At 59.1% G+C, this 18,462-nt stretch carries 18 protein-coding genes; 10 read left to right on the top strand and 8 right to left on the bottom strand.

Annotation, left to right across the window (positions count from 1 at the left end; all coding sequences use genetic code 11):
• The first annotated feature begins 114 nt into the window (after positions 1-114).
• A complete protein-coding gene (locus tag ACE3O2_RS10225) occupies positions 115-1,326 on the top strand; it encodes an MFS transporter (protein WP_374337173.1) in 1,212 nt (403 codons plus the stop codon).
• 2 nt (positions 1,327-1,328) lie between these two features.
• Here the strand turns inward: ACE3O2_RS10225 and ACE3O2_RS10220 are convergent, their stop codons facing one another.
• From ACE3O2_RS10220 to gcvH, 5 genes are all read right to left on the bottom strand, one after another.
• Entirely contained in the window at positions 1,329-1,865 is a 537-nt protein-coding gene (locus ACE3O2_RS10220) for a DUF2087 domain-containing protein (protein WP_374337171.1), read from the bottom strand.
• 200 nt (positions 1,866-2,065) lie between these two features.
• Complete coding sequence (locus ACE3O2_RS10215) at positions 2,066-2,860, bottom strand: substrate-binding periplasmic protein (protein WP_374337169.1); 795 nt, start codon at positions 2,858-2,860, stop codon at positions 2,066-2,068.
• 227 nt (positions 2,861-3,087) lie between these two features.
• Positions 3,088-3,246, bottom strand: a complete 159-nt coding sequence (locus ACE3O2_RS10210; RefSeq protein WP_168877948.1) for a DUF3563 family protein — start codon at positions 3,244-3,246, stop codon at positions 3,088-3,090.
• A gap of 288 nt (positions 3,247-3,534) precedes the next feature.
• Positions 3,535-6,411 carry an aminomethyl-transferring glycine dehydrogenase gene (gcvP, locus tag ACE3O2_RS10205; RefSeq protein ID WP_374337167.1) on the bottom strand — a complete coding sequence of 959 codons (2,877 nt, stop codon included), beginning with the start codon at positions 6,409-6,411 and terminating at the stop codon, positions 3,535-3,537.
• A 93-nt stretch (positions 6,412-6,504) separates the two neighbouring features.
• The gene (gene gcvH / locus ACE3O2_RS10200; protein WP_168877946.1) at positions 6,505-6,876 is read right to left on the bottom strand and encodes a glycine cleavage system protein GcvH; all 372 of its coding nucleotides are present in this window, start codon (positions 6,874-6,876) and stop codon (positions 6,505-6,507) included.
• Positions 6,877-7,003: 127 nt separating this feature from the next.
• Between gcvH and ACE3O2_RS10195 the strand changes: the two genes are divergently transcribed.
• From ACE3O2_RS10195 to ACE3O2_RS10185, 3 genes are all read left to right on the top strand, one after another.
• On the top strand, positions 7,004-7,882 hold the full coding sequence (locus ACE3O2_RS10195; RefSeq protein WP_168877945.1) for a LysR substrate-binding domain-containing protein: 879 nt from the start codon (positions 7,004-7,006) through the stop codon (positions 7,880-7,882).
• A gap of 84 nt (positions 7,883-7,966) precedes the next feature.
• Positions 7,967-9,319: a carbonic anhydrase family protein gene (locus ACE3O2_RS10190; RefSeq protein WP_374337164.1), complete on the top strand. Its 1,353-nt coding sequence runs from the start codon at positions 7,967-7,969 to the stop codon at positions 9,317-9,319.
• A gap of 151 nt (positions 9,320-9,470) precedes the next feature.
• Entirely contained in the window at positions 9,471-10,868 is a 1,398-nt protein-coding gene (locus ACE3O2_RS10185) for a rhomboid family intramembrane serine protease (RefSeq protein ID WP_374337162.1), read from the top strand.
• Here the strand turns inward: ACE3O2_RS10185 and ACE3O2_RS10180 are convergent.
• The gene (locus ACE3O2_RS10180) at positions 10,815-11,204 is read right to left on the bottom strand and encodes a hypothetical protein (RefSeq protein ID WP_374337160.1); all 390 of its coding nucleotides are present in this window, start codon (positions 11,202-11,204) and stop codon (positions 10,815-10,817) included. The genes ACE3O2_RS10185 and ACE3O2_RS10180 overlap by 54 nt on opposite strands.
• 118 nt (positions 11,205-11,322) lie before the next feature.
• On the opposite strand from ACE3O2_RS10180, the gene ACE3O2_RS10175 reads away from it, so the two are divergent.
• The gene (locus ACE3O2_RS10175) at positions 11,323-11,580 is read left to right on the top strand and encodes a hypothetical protein (RefSeq protein WP_374337158.1); all 258 of its coding nucleotides are present in this window, start codon (positions 11,323-11,325) and stop codon (positions 11,578-11,580) included.
• 6 nt (positions 11,581-11,586) lie between these two features.
• Here ACE3O2_RS10175 and ACE3O2_RS10170 read toward each other — a convergent pair whose 3' ends face one another.
• On the bottom strand, positions 11,587-11,988 hold the full coding sequence (locus tag ACE3O2_RS10170) for a hypothetical protein (RefSeq protein WP_374337156.1): 402 nt from the start codon (positions 11,986-11,988) through the stop codon (positions 11,587-11,589).
• Positions 11,989-12,048: 60 nt separating this feature from the next.
• Entirely contained in the window at positions 12,049-12,444 is a 396-nt protein-coding gene (locus ACE3O2_RS10165) for a response regulator (protein WP_374337425.1), read from the bottom strand.
• Positions 12,445-12,635: 191 nt separating this feature from the next.
• Here ACE3O2_RS10165 and ACE3O2_RS10160 point away from each other — a divergent pair, with 191 nt between their 5' ends.
• From ACE3O2_RS10160 to ACE3O2_RS10140, 5 genes are read left to right on the top strand one after another with little or no spacing between them, the layout of a single operon-like run.
• Entirely contained in the window at positions 12,636-14,942 is a 2,307-nt protein-coding gene (locus ACE3O2_RS10160) for an ATP-binding protein (RefSeq protein WP_374337154.1), read from the top strand.
• Positions 14,943-14,951: 9 nt separating this feature from the next.
• A complete protein-coding gene (locus ACE3O2_RS10155) occupies positions 14,952-15,443 on the top strand; it encodes a response regulator (protein ID WP_374337152.1) in 492 nt (163 codons plus the stop codon).
• Between the two features lie 30 nt (positions 15,444-15,473).
• Positions 15,474-16,268 carry a response regulator gene (locus ACE3O2_RS10150; protein ID WP_374337149.1) on the top strand — a complete coding sequence of 265 codons (795 nt, stop codon included), beginning with the start codon at positions 15,474-15,476 and terminating at the stop codon, positions 16,266-16,268.
• The gene (locus ACE3O2_RS10145; protein WP_374337147.1) at positions 16,265-17,080 is read left to right on the top strand and encodes an HDOD domain-containing protein; all 816 of its coding nucleotides are present in this window, start codon (positions 16,265-16,267) and stop codon (positions 17,078-17,080) included. The genes ACE3O2_RS10150 and ACE3O2_RS10145 overlap by 4 nt, the downstream gene beginning before the upstream one ends.
• Positions 17,081-17,093: 13 nt before the next feature.
• Complete coding sequence (locus ACE3O2_RS10140) at positions 17,094-18,431, top strand: HD domain-containing phosphohydrolase (protein WP_374337145.1); 1,338 nt, start codon at positions 17,094-17,096, stop codon at positions 18,429-18,431.
• Positions 18,432-18,462 lie beyond the last annotated feature (31 nt).

Here is an 18,462-nt window from a genome sequence, read left to right as displayed (position 1 = left end):
CAAGTGCATCATGGCGCAGAAAAACTGGGCAATAGCTGTAGTTTAACTGATTTGTCAGCCTGCGCCTGAAGGCTGACAATGCCGTATACGCCACAACATGCTGCGGAGCCTTCCATGTTTGCCAGTTTGAGACAACGTGATGTGATGGTGGTTACCCTGGCCGCGGCCGGTCTGCTGATGGTGTCCATGGGGATTCGCCAGTCGCTGGGGCTGTTCGTGGGGCCGATCAACCGGGCGACCGGCATGGGGGTGGCGACCATCAGTCTGGCGCTGGCCATTGGCCAGTTTGTGTGGGGGGCGGTGCAACCCATTGCCGGGATGGTGGCAGACCGTAAAGGCCCGCAACAAGCGCTGCTGGTAGGGGTCTTGCTGCTGGCTGCGGGGTGTGCGCTGACACCGCTGGCGGGGCAGGGCTGGGCCTTGTCGATCACACTGGGGCTGTTTGCCGCGGCGGGTTCCGGCATCGCCGGGTTCTCCGTTCTGCTGGGGGCGGCTTCACAGCGCCTGCCAGCCAGTGCCCGCGCAGATGCGTCCGGAGTGATCAATGCAGGCGGATCGTTTGGCCAGTTTGTGTTCGCTCCCTTGCTGCAAAAGCTGATACTGGGCATCGGCTGGATGGGGGCACTCTGGACCATGGCACTGGCGGCGTTGGCCACCTTGCCCTTGATTGGCAAGCTGGGCGGACGAGAGCAGGCCCTGCCAAGCGCAAGTGCCGAGGCACAACCGCTGGGCGCGGTGGTGCGGCAGGCGATGCAGGACCGCAGCTATCTGCTGCTGCATGCCGGCTTCTTCACCTGCGGTTTCCACATTGCCTTTCTGGTTACACACCTGCCGGGTGAGGTGAATTTGTGTGGGTTACCACCTCAGGTGGCCAGCTGGTCTCTGGCCATTATCGGACTGGCCAATATTTTTGGTAGTCTGTATGCCGGGCGTTGCATTGGCCAATACCGCAGCAAGTATGTGCTGGCGGCCATGTATGGTTCGCGGGCCTTGCTGGTGGGACTGTATCTGCTGGCACCACGCACACCGCTAACCTATTACCTGTTTGCTGCCGGGCTGGGTTTTACTTGGCTGGCGACCGTGCCGCCTACTGCCGCGCTGGTCGGCAAGCTATTCGGCACCCGCTACCTGGCCACGCTGTTTGGCCTGACCTTGCTGTCGCATCAGGTGGGCGGCTTTCTGGGGGCGTGGCTGGGCGGACAAGCCTTGGTCAAACTGGGGAACTTCAATGCCATGTGGTATGCCGACATGGCATTGGCTGCGCTGGCGGCCATCGTGAACTTGCCGATTCGAGAGCGGCCGGTGCAGGCCGCTCAACCGGCTTGAACTCAGGCCGCCTGCAACTGGCGTTCCCGGTGCTTCAATACGGCGATGACGTCATCAGGGGGCTGCGGTGACAGACGGCGGTAGTCCCGACAGTCGTCACTGCGGCTGAGCAGGCCCAGCCCGACCAGTTCCCGGCGCAGCAAGGCCGGGTCACCGAAACGATGGTGCTGGTTGAGCAGGGTATTGACCTCCCGCTCGTGGTAGCTGCGGCGGCGGTCAAAGCGACCCCACAGATACCACAAGGCCAGTTGCTGCAGGGGGCGGCCCGATGGCCAGCGGGTCAACTGGCCCTGCGCATCCAGCAGCTGCATGAATTTTTGCGCCAGCGCCGGTACCGGCGGGTGGGATACCTCGGTTTTCTGCGGGCGCAGCGCGTGCTGGCGATAGCTCTGAAAATTGCTGAAACCGGCGCAGCGTGCCAGCAGGTTCAGCATGTCGACCTGACCTGGCATGTCGGGCTGGCTTGGCCAATGGCGGCGCAAGGCGCGTGCCAGATCAGACACGTCGGGCACAAGGTAAGGTACAAGGGTTTTGGACACGGTCAGACATCCTTCGCTGTAACGTGCCACCGACAATGCGGGACTGGTGATCGCCGACTTCCAGTGAGGCACAAGGCAAAGAATGTGTTCCACAGGATGCTGCGGGCAGGTTTAGCACTCCTGGACAGGAGCGGCGATGCCTGGGTGAACTGCCGACCGCCGATTATTATGGCATGCCTGCCAGTCCGGCTCAATGCGCTTCATGGTTGTGCATCGTGCCAGGCCTTTTGCAAGGCATCCAGTCGCCCTTGCTGTGCCATCAGCTGCAGCTGCTGCCGCAGGGCGCTGATCAGGCGCGGATCGGTCTGTTTGTTGGCTGCGAGCCACAACGGGGTGCTGAGGGCATCCAGTCGGAACACGGGCTCCAGCTGGCGCGGATCAACCCGTTGCTCGCGGGCGCGGAGGCCCAGGCTGATGTCCGGGTGAGCAAAGAAATCGATGCGACCCATCACGGCTTTGCCCAGGTTGAGGGCGTTCTGCGGAACTGGGTCGAGCAGGGTATTGTCTGGTGGCTGGCCAATCCCTTGCTTGAGCAACCATTCCTGCACATTGCTGCCATCCTGCACGCCGATGCGATAACCCCTGCCGCGCAGGGCCAGGATGTCCGTGGGTTTGGGCAGGGTGCTGCGTTTGCGATACAGCCAGATGTCGTAGGGGGATACCACGGCCACCCACAGCATGTCTTGCTCCCGATCCGGCGTACGTGCCACGCTGAGCAGCAGGCTGTTGGGCGTGGTTTGTACATTCAGCAGGGCGCGCTTGAGCGGTAAAAAGCTGAGGGGATCGGCTTTGAATGTGACATCGGTGCCCAGTTGCTGTTGCGTACGTTGCAGTGCTTCTTGCAGAAGCTGGTGGACATAGCCTTGCGCATCGCCATCAGGCCCCGGGTACTGCAAGGGCGGGAATTCACTGGCAAACAGTTTGATGGCCAGTGTGTCCGCCACAGCGGGCAGGGTCGTGAGCAGCAGCAGAATCGCGCAGAGGCAGGAACGCACAACGATCACCCCGATCCGGTGGCAATAACACAAGAATAGCAGTAATCCTGAGTCAGCAAGCTTGCAGATGTGCAAATGGAAGCAGCCCGCATGAGCGGGCTGCAGGGGGTGGGCGCATGGCAGCTACCTTGTCAGACAGGCGATGGACCGATGGGTCTATCCCTTGGGGTCAGTGCTGCAGGGCCACAGGTTTCGCGCAGATTGCGAAACCATCCATCAGGGATGGATCAGTGGAAAATGCGGTTGCCAGCCGGACGACGGTCCAGTTCGCGCATGCGGTTTTCCAGGTCAAACAGGTCTTGCGCTTCAGCCAGCCAAGCTTCGTGTTGCTCGCGCTCACGGTCTTCATTGGTGCTGAACAGCAGATGGAACAGGTTCGAGAACATGGTTTTACTCCTTGGTTATGATGCAATGCACAAATCATATCATGTCTCTTAAATTAGTCAACTAATAATTCGCAAATTAATCAAAATGCCATATCCATAACATGTTTATTTACAGCATTTTACAAGGGTGTGAAGAATGAATGAAACCGGTTAAAGGGCGCACTCAGGTCGTAGTGCAGCCGTGACAAAGCCACGGGAGGAAGCAGGAGGTCAGGTGATGCCTGCCTGTAATGCTGCAAAGCAAAAAAGCGCCCGCAGGCGCCTTTTTGGGGGTGAAACCGGTGAAACTTACTGGTATGCGTCCATCGGGATGCAGCTGCAGAACAGGTTGCGGTCACCGTAGACATTGTCCACCCGACCTACGGGCGGCCAGTACTTGCGCTGACGCAGGCCTGCCACCGGATAGGCGGCTTGCTCACGCGGGTAAGCATGGTTCCACTCATTGGCCAGTACCGTTTGTGCGGTATGCGGCGCGTGCACCAGCGGGTTGTCCTGCAGCGACAGGCGGCCTTCTTCCACCGCGCGGATTTCTTCGCGGATGGTGACCATCGCTTCGATGAAACGATCCAGCTCTTCCAGCGATTCGGACTCGGTCGGCTCAATCATCAGCGTGCCGGCAACCGGGAAGCTCATGGTCGGGGCATGGAAGCCGAAGTCCATCAGGCGCTTGGCCACATCGTCTACCGAAATGCCGCTGCTGTCCTTCAGCGGGCGCAGGTCGATGATGCACTCGTGCGCGACCAGCCCGCCCGGGCCGCTGTACAGCACCGGGAAATGCGGCGACAGCTTGCGGGCCAGGTAGTTGGCTGACAGGATGGCGCTCTCGGTGGCGTACTTCAGGCCTTCGCCGCCCATCAGGGCGATATAGGTCCAGGAAATCGGCAGGATGCTGGCCGAGCCGAATGGTGCGGCGGACACGGCGCCAATCTGCTGCTCGCCGTTTTCCAGCACACGGTGACCCGGCAGGAAACGCGCCAGATGGGCACCTACCGCCACGGGGCCGACGCCCGGGCCGCCGCCACCATGCGGAATGCAGAAGGTCTTGTGCAGGTTCAGGTGCGACACGTCGCCGCCGAAGTGCCCCGGTGCAGCCAGGCCGACCAGTGCGTTCATGTTGGCACCGTCCACATACACCTGACCACCATGCTGATGGATGATGTCGCAGATTTCACGCACACCTTGCTCGAACACACCGTGGGTGGACGGGTAGGTGATCATGATGGCGGCCAGGTTGACGCTGTGTTGCTCGGCCTTGGCGCGCAGGTCAGCCACATCCACGTTGCCGTTCTCATCACACTTCACCACCACCACCTGCATGTCCACCATCTGGGCGGACGCCGGGTTGGTACCGTGGGCCGAGCTCGGGATCAGGCAGATGTTGCGGTGGCCTTCGCCACGGCTGCGATGGTAAGCCTGGATGATCTGCAGACCCGCGTACTCGCCTTGTGAACCCGCGTTGGGCTGCAGCGACACGGCGGCATAGCCGGTGGCGGCACACAGCATGTCTTCCAGCTGTTTGATCATGCTGCGGTAGCCTTGGGTCTGGCTGGCCGGGGCAAACGGGTGGATCTGGCCAAATTCCGGCCAGGTCACCGGGATCATTTCGCTGGTGGCATTCAGCTTCATGGTGCACGAGCCGAGCGGGATCATGGCGCGGTCCAGCGCAATGTCCTTGTCCGCCAGATAGCGCAGGTAGCGCAGCATCTCGGTTTCAGAGTGGTACTGATGGAATACCGGATGGTCGAGGTAGCTACCCTGGCGCAGCAGGCTGGCCGGGAAGGCATCCGTCACATCGGCTTCCACACGGTCGAAGTCCGGCAGGCTGCTGCCCGCCGTGGCGAACAGGCCCCACAGGGTTTGCACGTCAGCGCGCGTGGTGGTTTCGTCGAAGGACACGCCAATGTGGGCGTCGTCCACCACCCGCAGGTTGATGCGGGCAGCGGCTGCTGCGGCGTGAATGCTGGCGGTGCGGTTGCCGGTCTGTACCGTGACGGTATCAAAGAAAGTGGCGTTGCTCAGCCTCAGGCCCAGGCTCTTCAGCCCGGCGGCAAAGGTGCCTGCCAGACGGTGGGTGCGCTGGGCGATGGTCTTCAGGCCCTTGGGACCATGGTAGACCGCATACATGCTGGCAATCACCGCCAGCAGCACCTGTGCGGTACAGATATTGGAGGTGGCCTTCTCGCGGCGGATATGCTGCTCGCGGGTTTGCAGTGCCAGACGGTAGGCGGGCTTGCCGTGGCTGTCCACCGACACGCCGACCAGACGGCCCGGCATCTGGCGCTTGAATTCATCACGGGTCGCCATGTAACCGGCGTGCGGGCCGCCAAAGCCCATCGGCACGCCGAAGCGCTGGCTGTTGCCCACTGCCACGTCGGCACCCCATTGGCCGGGGGCAGCCAGCAGTGTCAGGGCCAGCAGGTCGGCTGCGACGATGACCATGCCACCACGAGCCTTGTAGCGTTGTACCCAGTTGGCGTAGTCACGTACGTCACCGTTGACCCCGGGATATTGCAGCAATACGGCGAAGGAGTCGTTCTCCAGCGCTTCGTCGCCGCTGCAGATACGCACTTCAATGCCCAGCGGTGCCGCGCGGGTCTGGATCACGTCCAGCGTTTGCGGCAACACGTCGTCGGCCACATAGAAGACATTGGACTTGGACTTGCCCACCCGCAGCGCCAGCGTCATGGCTTCGGCAGCAGCGGTACCTTCGTCCAGCATGGAGGCGTTGGCAATGTCCATGCCGGTCAGGTCGCTGATCATGGTCTGGAAGTTGAGGATGGCTTCCAGACGACCTTGCGAGATTTCCGGCTGATACGGCGTATAGGCGGTATACCAGGCCGGGTTTTCCAGGATGTTGCGCAGAATCACCCCCGGCGTATGGCTGCCGTAGTAACCCATGCCAATGTAGGACTTGAACACCTGATTCTGCTCAGCCAGCCCGCGCAGTTCCGCCAGCGCTTCCGGCTCGGTTTTGGCGCCCGGCAGCGGCATCGGTTCGGTGCGGCGAATGCTGGCCGGAACGATGGCATCCATCAGGCTGTCCAGCGAGCTGTAACCCAGCTCAGCCAGCATCTTGGCCTGGTCTGCACGGGAAGGGCCGATATGGCGGCGCTGGAAGTCGTTGTGCTGTTCCAGTTCAGCCAGCGAACGGCGGGGGGTGGTCATGGTGCGGCTCCTGCAACGGTAGGGGTGGGTCTGGTCAGGCAATGGCTGCCCGGCTGGCCAGCACAGTGGCCAGTCCAGCGCAGTCACACAACATCAGGCGCCGATATGGGCCTTGTAAGCAGCTTCGTCCATCAGGCCATCGGCTTCGGACAGATCGCTCGGCTGCAGGCGGACAAACCAGCCCGCGCCTTCCGGGTCTTCATTCACCAGCGCCGGGTTGTCCACCAGCGCTTCATTGACGGCCAGCACGGTGCCGGACACCGGCATTTTCACGTCGGCCGCAGCCTTGACCGATTCGATCACGCAGGAGGCGTCACCCTTGCTGACGGTGCTACCCACCGCAGGCAGCTCCACAAACACCAGGTCGCCCAGCGAATCCTGTGCGTAGTGGGTGATGCCAATGGTGACGCTGCCGTCTGCTTCACTGCGCAGCCACTCGTGATCTTCGGAAAATTTGGTGCTCATGTCGGGCCTCTTTATCGTCCATGGACTGGGGGTAGAAAACCCCGCAAAAATAGGGTTTGGCAACGCATAAGTCAAATCAATAGTTATAATGGTTTGATTAGTCCTGTTAATCCAAAGCCGGGAATGCATGAAAAACCTGCCTACTGACTTGCTGCGCACCTTTGTGACTGTTGTCGACGAAGGGGGATTCTCCAGCGCCGGAGACCTGTTGGGTCGCTCGCAACCGGCCATCAGCCTGCAGGTCAAGCGGCTGGAAGAGCTGGTCGGTGTACCGTTGTTTCAGCGCTCCGGCCGCAGCTTCCAGCTCTCCGAGGAGGGGCATGTATTGCTCAGCTATGCGCGCCCCATGCTCAACCTGAACGACGAACTGCTGGCCCGCATCAACAAGACCAGCCTCTCCGGGGCGGTACGGCTGGGGGTACCCAACGAGTTTGCTGACTCCTTCCTCCCGGATATTTTAGGACGCTTTGCGCAAAGTTACCCGGAAGTGATGCTGGAAGTGGGCTGCGAACTGTCGACCCACCTGCTGGCCAAGCTGGAGAAAGGGGAATACGACCTGGTATTTGGCCTGCACGCCAACTCCAACGTCAAAACCACCAACGAAGGCTGGACCGAGGCACTGGTGTGGATCGGCAGCCCGCAGCATGCTGTCTACAGCAAGAGCCCGCTGCCCTTGATCGTGGCACCGATGGGCTGTGTTTACCGTCAGCGCATCCTGGAAACGCTGGAGCAGATTGGCCGTCCATGGCGCATCGCCTATACCAGCCCGAGTTTTGGCGGCATCAAGGCCGGGGTGCTGGCCGGGCTGGGCGTCACAGTGCTGGCACGCAGCGCGGTGCCGGAGGGGGTGCATGTGCTGGGCTCGCTGGAGCGCATGCCCAAGCTGCCGGACATCCGTGTACATCTGCATTATGACCGCAGCCGCGCCAGTGAAGCGGTGCTGGCGCTGGTGGATTACATGTCGGCGCGCTTGCAACATACCACGGGTGGCACCAATCCCACCTGACCATGTCGTCATCTGCAAGCCGTCATTCCTGCGCTATAGTTAAGACGCATTGCGCGGTGTTGCGCCCCTCAAGGATGAATGCTCATGTCTGAACCTGCAGCAGAAGCCGCCGCCCCCGCGGCAGACAACAAGAAGAAAAAGTGGTTAATGATCGGCCTGATCGGCGGTGGTGTGCTGCTGATCGTCCTCAGTGTGGTACTGGCGGTGGTGCTCAGTCATGGCAAGAGCAAGAAGGGCCAGAGCAAGGCGCATGACACCGAGCAGCAGGCGGAAGAGGGCGATGCTGAAGGGGGTGGCGAAGAACACGCCGATGCGGGTGAGCACGGCACGAAAGAGGGTGGGCATGAAAAACCCAAGGCTGAGCATGGGAGCGCCGAGCCTGAACATGCCACCGAGGCACACAAGCCCGGCGAAGGCGGCAAACCGGGCGATGAAGCAGCCCTGAAGGCCGAAGCGGATCAGCTCAAGCAAGATATCGCCAAGTTGCAGCACGAGATGGACCAGCAAACCGAAATGCTGACCCTGTCGGATGAGGCGGCCAAGCTGAAAAGTGAAATCAATGCCCTGAAGGAAAAGAAAGCCTCGCTGGAGGGGGACAAGCAGAAGCTGGCCGAGGGGGTGAAGCAGATCCGCTCGGGTGAGAAGAAGTGTGCCATCAGCGGTAACCCGGACAAGCGGCTGGAAGAGCTGCGGGCTTGCCTCGGCATGAGTCAGCATGGTGAGCAGAAGCCGGGTGAGGCCAAGCCCGCGGGCGACAGCCACGAAGTGCACTGGAGCTATAACGGCGAAAACGGGCCGGAGTTCTGGGCCAAGCTCAAACCAGAGTGGAAGGTGTGTGCCGAAGGCCGCACCCAGTCACCGATCAATCTGGTGGGGAAATTCGGGAGCGGCGTACCGGCGCTGAGCTATGAATACAAGAGCAGTGCGCTCACCGTGGTGAACAATGGCCACACCATTCAGGCCAATGTCGCGGAAGGGGGCGGCGTGGTGCTGGAGGGCAAGCGCTACAAGCTGCTGCAATTCCACTTCCATACCCCGAGTGAAGAGCAGATCAATGGTCGCGCCAATGACATGGTGGCGCACTTGGTGCACAAGAGTGAGGATGGCAAGCTGCTGGTGATTGGCGTGCTACTCAACCGGGGCAAGGATAATCCGGTGCTCAAGCCGGTGTTCGACAATATGCCGGGCAAGGCCAGTGAAGAGAAGGCGGTGCCCAGCGCGGGCTTTGACGCCAACCGCTTGCTGCCTGCCAGCCGTAATTACTTCCATTACGATGGCTCACTGACCACGCCGCCGTGCTCAGAGGGGGTGAAGTGGTTTGTGCTGAAAAATGTGGGCAATATCTCGCCAAAACAGTATGAAGCCTATACGCAGCTCTATCCCTACAACGCCCGCCCGGTACAGGCGGTGAATGGCCGAGCCATTGTAGAGAATTGAGGCTATCGCGGCTTGGCGCGGACGTAGACTGCCTGCATAATCCGGATCAGGCCGCTGCAGGGGCAGCGGCCTTTTTCTTTGCCGGTTCTGCTCACTGATGCTGATACTGCCCGTACCCCGAGCGCCCGACTGGCGCCGCCGCCCACCCTGGATGACGTTGCTGCTGATCATCAGCTGTACCTTCATTTTCTTTGTGCTGCAGGGCAAGGATGAGCAACGGACAGATGCGGCCTGGACCTACTACCTGCAATCGTCTTTGCCCGACATTGAATTGCCGCTGTATGTCCACTATCAGAACCAGCATGGCAAAGCCGATGTACGCGAGCCGGAGGCACCGAGCGAGGTGGCGGCCATGGCCCAGCAGCTGCAATACGACCCCGGTTTTCAGCGCGCGCTGAAGTCGGGTCAACTGTTTTCGCCCAGTGGCTTGGCCCCTGAAGGCTGGCAGTCCGCGCGCAAACAGTTCGAGACCTTGCTGGCCAAGAGCGTGACTGATCATTACGGCTTTGTTCCGGCGCAACCCCGCCCGGTGACCTGGTTCAGCCATATGTTCCTGCACGGTAGTGCGGATCACCTGTTTGGCAATATGGTGGTGCTGTTCATCGTCGGCTATCTGGTCGAAGAAGCGCTGGGCGCGGGGCTGTTCCTGCTGTGTTACCTGCTGGCCGGGCTGGGCGCCAATGCCCTGGATCTGGCCCTGCACAGCGAGCGGCTGGTGGTCGGGGTGGGGGCCTCGGGCGCGATCTCGGGCGTGATGGCCATGTTCGTGGTGCTGTTTGGCCTGCAGCGCATCCGCTTCCTGTACTGGGTGGTGGTGTATCTGGACTTCTTCATGGCCCCCGCCCTGCTGGTACTGCCTGTCTGGATGGTCAACGAGGCTTACCAGATGTGGGCCGACAAGGACGGCATGATCAATAACACCGCTCACTTGGGCGGCTTTGCGGCTGGGGCCGTGCTGGCAGGGCTGTATCGTTTGAGTCGGCGCAAGGATGAGCAACCGGTGGTGCTGGATGCCGGGCCTTCCGAGGCCGAGCAGCTGGCCGCGCAACTGCACAAGGTACACCTGCTGCTGGCCGATCTGGCCTTTGACCGCGCACGCACCCTGCTGCGCCCCCTGGTGCAACAGCACCCGCAGCAGGCCGAGCTGCTGCAAGCCTACTATCAGGCCAGCCGCTGGCAAGGTGATAGCGAGGACTATCATCTGGCCACTGGCCGCCTGCTGGCCTGGAATGCGCTGCCGGTTGAGCAAGCGCGCGAGGTACTCAATCACTACCTGACGCACGCACGGCCTGTGCCGCGCCTGTCTGCCAGCCTGATGGCCAATCTGGGCAAACGGCTGCTGCAGGCGGGTTTCCTGCCGGAAGGGGTGCGCCTGTGCCGGGCCTTGCTGGCGCGCGACCGCCAGCATCGTGCCCTCCCGGCCCTGTTGCTGCTGGTGGCCCGCGCCAGCCGTGAGCAGGGCGATACCGCCCATACCCAGCTGGCGCTGACCCTGCTACGCCAGCACTTCCCCGGCTCCGCCGAGGATCAACTCAGCGCGCAGTGGTAGGGCGCTGGCCGAGCACAGGCTACTGTGGAAGCCGAGCTGGACCGAATCCGGCTCCAGCAGGGCCAGATAGTCTGCGCAGGCGGGATGGGACACCCACATCCCGCAGAGTGCCTGGGCGCGGGCCTCGCTGTCGGCCAGCAACAAGTCAATATAGCCGCCCTCACTATCGCGCAGCACCGCATGGCCCTGAAAGCCGGGTTGATGCCGGAGCAAGCCATCTACCACCCTTTGCGCAGCGGACATCAGTTGTGCTTCCGTCACGCCGTGACGCAGGCGAAAACGGGACCATTCCACGCCAGCAAAGGGCAGAGGGGGCAAGGGTTGAACTGGATTCATGGGCGTGGGCTCATCGTGGTTAAGGGAGGCCCAGTATGCCGGGGCGTGCTGACAGCCTGCTGTCAGCAGATTCACCTTGATAGCTGACTGGCAACCCAATTAAAATGGGCGCGCCACCATGATTGAAACCTTCACCCGTAACGCCAACCTGCTGACCCGCTACCAGCCTGCCCTGCACGGCGGCGGCCTGCCCCTGCTCACCACCCATGTGGTGCTGGATCAACGCGGTAACCCCACCAGCTATGTGACGGCGGAACTCAACCGAGGCAGCTCCTGGTTCAGCCTGCCAAACCATGTCCTGCTGTTCCATGGCAGCTTCGAGAGCCTGCGGGCCTTGCTGGGCGGGGCCGCCATCATGGATGGTCGTGCTCATTAAGCCCGCTCATGGCAGGGCGCGCTCCGCACCTGAAGTGACAGGTTCTGCTGCTGTGCGCTGCTTGACCAGAAATTCGGCATAGGGCCGGTAGTGCTCTGCCAGCGGGTCGTACCACAGGATGTTGCCCTCAGCCCCCACCCGGAAAGCGTCCAGCAGGGGAATACTGCCGGGGTCACCCGGACACGGTGCCTGATGAATCTCCCGCGTTTCCAGATCAACATACGCTGAAGTGCGGACATTTTCTTCGATCAGCACACACTGCATCCAGTCACCCTTGGGCTGCAGCGCACGGTACACCCCATCCTGACGCAGCTGCGATCGCAAGCGCGCATCTGCGTGTAGCAAGGCGTCCGTTCGACAGGCAGACAAGACCAACAGTACGCCAGCCAGCAGGGAATATCGCAGCATGCCAGAGTCCGGCAAGGAAGACCCTGGATGGACCCGTCTGCGCATCAGAAGTTGCGCCCGCTATCGGACGAGTGGGTGTGAGGCCGCTTGTTCCCGGACGAACAAAGCATGTAGAGCCTGCACATAGCCATGCAGCTCATGAAACGGCACCGGCTTGTGCATGCGGGTCACTCCGGCAGGCAGACCACCACGGCTGGCAATCACCTCGTCCTCCAGCCCGCTGACCGCCACAATGGCCATGGGTTTGACACGCGGACTGGTGCGCAGGGCATTGAGCATGGCAAAGCCATCCAGCTCCGGCATGATCAGGTCAGTCAACAGCAAGTCAGGCGGTTGACGACCCATCTCCAGCAGTCCTTCCAGGCCGTTGCTGACCATTCGCAGTTCAACCGGCATGTTCCAGCTCTGGACTTGTCGTTCGTACAGCAGCCTCAATGCAGGATCATCTTCTACGATGAGAATCTGAATGCATCACCCATGTGACGAGGCTAACGCAAATCGCATCATCTAAATAACGCTGTAGTACATACAATTAGCTCTTGATCCTGTGGGCGGTGAGTCAAGTAATTTGGTAAGGATGGTCTACACTGAAACTACCGATTGCATGGATGTTGACACTTTACTCGATGGAATGACTGGGAGGGTGAGTGATTAACAAGAAAGCCTGTTTCACGCTGTTTGGAATTGTACTTTCTGGTGTCGCCCTCAGTGGGCTGGCATGGTGGTACTACCACGGTTCGGTGCAGACCCTTGAGCGTGACATTACTGCCAGGGAGCAGGAAGTGCTTGCTGTGCATGCCAATGAGATGGACCTTGAACTGGACCGATATGCACGTCAGGTCAAACTGTTGACCTATACATTGGGAGGTGAGCGGAATGATCCGGAGTCATTGCAGCAGCGCATGCTGCAAGCTTTGCAGGGTCTGGACAATACCCAGATATTCGGGGTCGGGATCTGGTTTGAGCCGGGGGTGTTTGCCAGTGATGGCAAGCCGTTTAACCGGTTTGTCGGTCATGATGACATTGAAGCGTATAAATATGGAATCCAGGTAGACTGGCTGCACAACCAGGAGGATTTCCGGACCAAGGAGTGGTATCAGTCCACCCTCAAGAACAAAGGCCAAGTTCTGATCTCCGAACCTTATTTTGATGTTTCAGAACCGTATGTAACGGTAGCACGAAGTTTCAGCAACGAGCAGGGGAAGCCGGAGGGGGCTGTTACGATAGATGTGCTGCTGAGCAGCATTCGGCAGGAACTGCTGAGCAAGTTTTCACGCAATCAGCAGTGGGTCATGCTCTTCAGCAGCAGAGGATTACTGCTTTATCACCCCAACCACGCCGGTATTTTGCAAGTGGCCAACTCGCAAGGCTGGGGTGTCAGTGACATGATGGAAATCAAGCCTGGACAGGTCAGGAAAATCGCTGCCATGGAGCATGGTGCTTTGCTGAGACCTGCCGGGTACCGCTACCTCCGTGCAACGGTGGTGAAATCGGGCTGGGTCATGGAAGCAGCCATTCCGGAGAGCTACTGGTCTGTGCCTGTGGCGAGGCTGTGGAATGACCATATCATCATTCAGCTGATTATCTGGATGGTTACGGCTATTGCCTTGTTTCTGTTCCGGATCATGTCCCGGCACCAGGTACGGCTGGAAAAGGCCAAAGAAGAGGCAGAGGCACAACGTTCAGCATCCCAGCTGGAAATATGGCAGATGGCCGAGCGGTTTGAAATCCTGTTTCTGTCCAATATGGATGCGGTGTTTCTCCTCAATGACCAAGGGATCAGCGAGGTGAACCGGGCTGCCGTAGGCATGTTCCGCGCGCGGTCGAGTGAGGATGTCCTAAACCACGATTTCAAGGCTTTTTTTCCGCATCGGCAGGAAAACGGGCAGTTTAGCTGGCCTGCTTTTTTGCGCAAGGTGCGTGAGGCGGAAAGTCGGGGTAGCTGCAGGTTTGAATTTGAATTCAGCAGATTTGATCAAGAGACGTTTCATGCTGAAGTCGTCATCAACAATACCCATCTGGATGACGGGTTTATGCTGCAGATGATGCTGCGGGATATTACGGAGCGCAAAGTCAATGAACAGCAGCTGTGGCAGGAAAGGGAAGCACAAAAGCAGTTGATCTATCAGCTGGAGCAGGCTCAGAACCAGTTGCTGCAATCGGAGAAGATGGCTGCCATCGGGCAGCTGGCCGCCGGGGTGGCGCATGAAATCAACAACCCGACCGGCTTTGTGGCCTCCAACCTCAATTCACTGGGTAAATACCTGAACGACCTGACCGGGCTGAACCAGATCTACCTGAATGCAGAAGGTGAGCTGAGCGAGGCCACCCGGGGCGAGGTGGCGCGCTACAAGAAGCAGATTGATTATGACTTCCTGCTGGAAGACACCACCGCCTTGCTGACAGAGTCACGCGATGGCATCGACCGGGTCAAACGCATCGTGCAGGACCTGAAGGACTTCTCGCATGTGGATGAAGGCGAATGGCTGCTGGTCGATCTGCACAAAGGACTCGATTCTACCCTCAATGTGGTACGCAATGAAATCAAATACAAGGCAGATGTGATCAAGGAGTACGGAGAAATACCGTCCGTCGAGACCATTCCGTCGCAACTGAATCAGGTTTTCCTGAACATTCTGGTCAATGCGGCCCAAGCCATTGAAAGCTTTGGCACCATCACCTTGCGTAGTGGTGCTGCGGAAGACCGGGTCTGGATCTCCATTCAGGATTCCGGCAAGGGGATCAGCCCGGAAAACCTGAAGCGCATCTTTGAACCTTTCTTTACCACCAAGCCGGTCGGGCAGGGCACCGGGCTGGGTTTATCACTGGTGTTTGGCATCATGAAGAAGCTGGGCGGCTATATTACAGTCAGCAGTGAGGTGGGCGTGGGTACCTGCTTCACCATCCATTTGCCGGTTCGCCGGGGCGAAGTGCTGGTTGCCGCTGAGGCATAGGAGACGGTCATGTTTGAAGTCATGCTGGTTGATGATGAAGCCAATGTGCTCAATGCACTCAAGCGGGAGCTGTTGTTTCTGGTCAAGGCGGCAGACAGCGCCTTCCAGATCAGGTTGCATACGTTTACCGAGCCCGCACAGGCGCTGGCCCATGCGTTTGAGAACCCGGTGGATCTGGTGGTGAGCGACTATCGCATGCCGGAGATGAATGGGGTGGAAATGCTGCGCAGCCTGAAGCAGATCCGCCCGGATGCTGCCAGCATCATCCTCTCCGGTCAGGCGGACATGACGGCGGTGCTGCGGGCCATCAACGAGGTAGGCATTGCCCGCTTTGTCAGTAAACCTTGGGAACGTACGGACCTGTTGATGCACCTACTAGAGGTGATGTCGGATATGACTATTCGCCGCGAAAACCGCAGGCTGGCGGATGAAATGCGGGCTCTGATGGGGCAAGATCGCTTGAATGATGGAGAAAGCGGGGTCGAGCATATAGAAGCGTGATAGTGCCATTTACTTTGAGGTATGTATGCAATGGAGAAAGTTCTGCTGCTGGTTGATGATGAAGAGAATGTACTTGCTGCATTGTATCGCCTGCTACGAACTGAAGGGTATACCATTCTTCGGGCAAATGGTGGGGCCGAGGGATTGGCGTTGCTGGAGCAGTACCAGCCAGGCGTGATCATCTCCGATCAACGTATGCCCAACATGACGGGCGTGCAGTTTCTTTCAGAGGCAAAGAAGCGCTATCCGGATAGTATTCGGATTGTCCTGTCAGGTTACTCAGACCTTAAATCCATTACCGATGCCGTCAATGAAGGGGCAATCTATAAATTTCTGTCCAAGCCTTGGGACGATGAAATGGTGAAGGCGACGGTGGTTGACGCTTTCAGAATGTACGGGGTCATTCAGGAGAATGGCCGGTTGAACAGCGAGCTGATGGCGGTCAATCAGCGCATGACCGAAATGGTCATGACAAGCAGGCAGGAATCCAGGCTGAGTAATGCCGCGCTGGATGTGGCAAAAGAGATTCTGGAAGTGATGCCATTCCCGCTGGTCGGTGTTGCTGAAGATCTGACCATTGCGATGGTTAACCAAGCATTCATCAATTTGCAGTTGGGAGTGGACAGTGTAGGGGCAGAGGCATTGGCGGTTTTGCCTCATGAGATGTCGCGTTTGTTGCGGTCACCTTTGTCTGAAAATGGGAAGCCAGTCCAGGTCAATGTGAGCCCCGACAAAAAGATGCTGGCGAGTGTATTTGAGATAGGGCGTGACAGCCAGGGCAAGGGCCGGGTCATTATCTTGCAGGCCATGGACGATATGAAATGAATCCCAAGTTATCCGCGTATCTTGAGACGGGAATAAGCATCAAAGGCTCACGGTTTGTGGCCATAGAACTTATCCGCATGCTGGACAATGCCGACGTGAGCATGCAGGATGTGGGCATGTGCATCAGCAAGGATCAGGCGCTGCTGGTCAAGGTGCTCCGCTTGGCCAATTCATCCTTTTTTGGTGTGTCCGGCCGGGTAGGAACGGTACAGGAAGCCATGACGGTGCTGGGTATGCAAACCATTCGCAAGATGGCCATCAGCCTGGGAATGGTGGGGGCATTTTCAGAAAGCACGGACCTCAAGGCATTCTGGAAACACTGTCTGCAAACAGCTTTGAACGCAGACTATCTGGCAACAATGCTGGATTTTCCCAAAGAAGTCTGTTATGTGGCAGGTTTGTTTTGTGATATTGGCTTGTTGTTCATGTATGAAAAAAATCCAGACCTTCTGAAGGCGGCGCTACATTGGGAGGTGGAGGAGGCGGAGCTCTTGGCCCATGAGCGCGAGATCCTGGGTTTTGATCATGCCGAGCTGGGCGAGGCGATGAGCATTCACTGGCATCTGCCCGATTGCATTAGCTACAGTATTGCCAATCATCATTCGGAGGATGCTTGGAGTGCCGGGCCCATCAGTGCAATTGTATACTGTGCCGACAGATTGACCCATGCGATGCTCGCCGGTAAGCCTTTCAGCGTAGAGACGATCCTGCCGGCTTCCATGTTGGCTTTTTTGCGGCTGGATGAAGCCCAGTGGCAGGAGCTGGTCAACAAGCAGGCCGTTTTTGCACAACAAGCAGCTTTTCTTTCCTAGTTAGGGCGAAGAAATGGAACCCCTGACCATGACTCCAGATGTGTCCGACATGGCAGGCAGCACGAATGCGCCAGTACTGCTGTTTGTCGATGATGAAGTCAACATTCTGTCTTCCTTGCGACGATTGTTTCGCCCGCATGGCTATCAAGTGCTGACTGCAGAGAGTGCGGCCATGGCGCTGGAGATCCTGCAGGCTGAACCGGTGGATCTGGTGGTGTCTGACATGCGCATGCCGGGCATGAATGGGGCTGAATTTTTGGCCCAGGTGCGACAACGCTGGCCGGAGATCCCTCGCATTCTGCTGACCGGCTACGCCGAACTGGGTGCCACCATCCAGGCCATTAACGATGGTGGCATCTACCGCTACGTTGCCAAGCCGTGGGATGACAACGATATTGTGCTGACCGTGGCTGGCGCGCTGGAAAAGCGGCAACTGGAGCGTGACAAGGCACGTCTGGAAGCACTGACCCAGGCACAGAATGACGAGTTGAAGCAGCTCAACAGCAACCTGGAGGTCACGGTGCAAGCCCGCACCGAAGAACTGCGCCAGACCGTGCTGTTCCTGGAAAATGCGCAGGATCGGCTGAAGAAGAACATCTTCACCATGCTCAAGGTTTTCAGCAACCTGCTGGAGCTGCGAGGCGGCAATATTGGCAGCGGCAACCGCGTGGGTGAGCTGGCCCGGCGGGTCGCCCGCAAGCTGGGCCAATCTGACCAATTGGCGCAGGAGCTGATGGTGGCGGGCTTGCTGCACGATATCGGCAAGATTGGCCTGCCGGATGAGATTCTCGCCAAGCCGTTTGACCAGCTGACGCCAGATGAGCGCAACCTCTATGCGCGGCACCCCGAGAAAGGCCAGATGGCGCTGATGCCCATCGAGCAGATGGCGGCGGCCGGCAAGCTGATTCGCCATCAGCACGAGCGCTACGATGGCAAAGGCTTCCCCGATGGTCTGGCCGGAGAGCAGATCCCCCTTGGTGGCCGTATTCTGATGCTGGTGGTGGATTTTGAGGCCCTGCTGAGCGGCAGCCTGATCGGCCATGTGCTCAAGAGCGAAGACGCGCTGCAATTCCTGCGTAAGTACAGTAAAAGCCGCTACGATCCTGCGGTACTGCAAGCCTTTGAAGCGGTGCTGGCGGAACCGGATGCCTTGCTGGTGGGCGGCACGCAGCGGGTAGATCTTGCCAACCTAAAACCCGGCATGAAGCTGGCCGAGGACCTGCGTACGCCAGACGGCGTCTTGCTGCTGTCGCATGATCATGTGCTCAATGCGGCGCAAATCCAGCAAATTCAGCGCTTTGCCCATACCGAGGGTAAAGTGTTCCCGGTGGTGGTCTACACCGGCAGTTGACCCGCAATCGTCGTTCGCTGTGTCGCTGCGG

This window comes from Leeia sp. (assembly GCF_041909055.1).
Taxonomy (GTDB): domain Bacteria; phylum Pseudomonadota; class Gammaproteobacteria; order Burkholderiales; family Leeiaceae; genus Leeia; species Leeia aquatica.
Note: the sequence above shows the minus strand (reverse complement) of the source record. Positions and strands in the feature narration are given on the sequence as shown.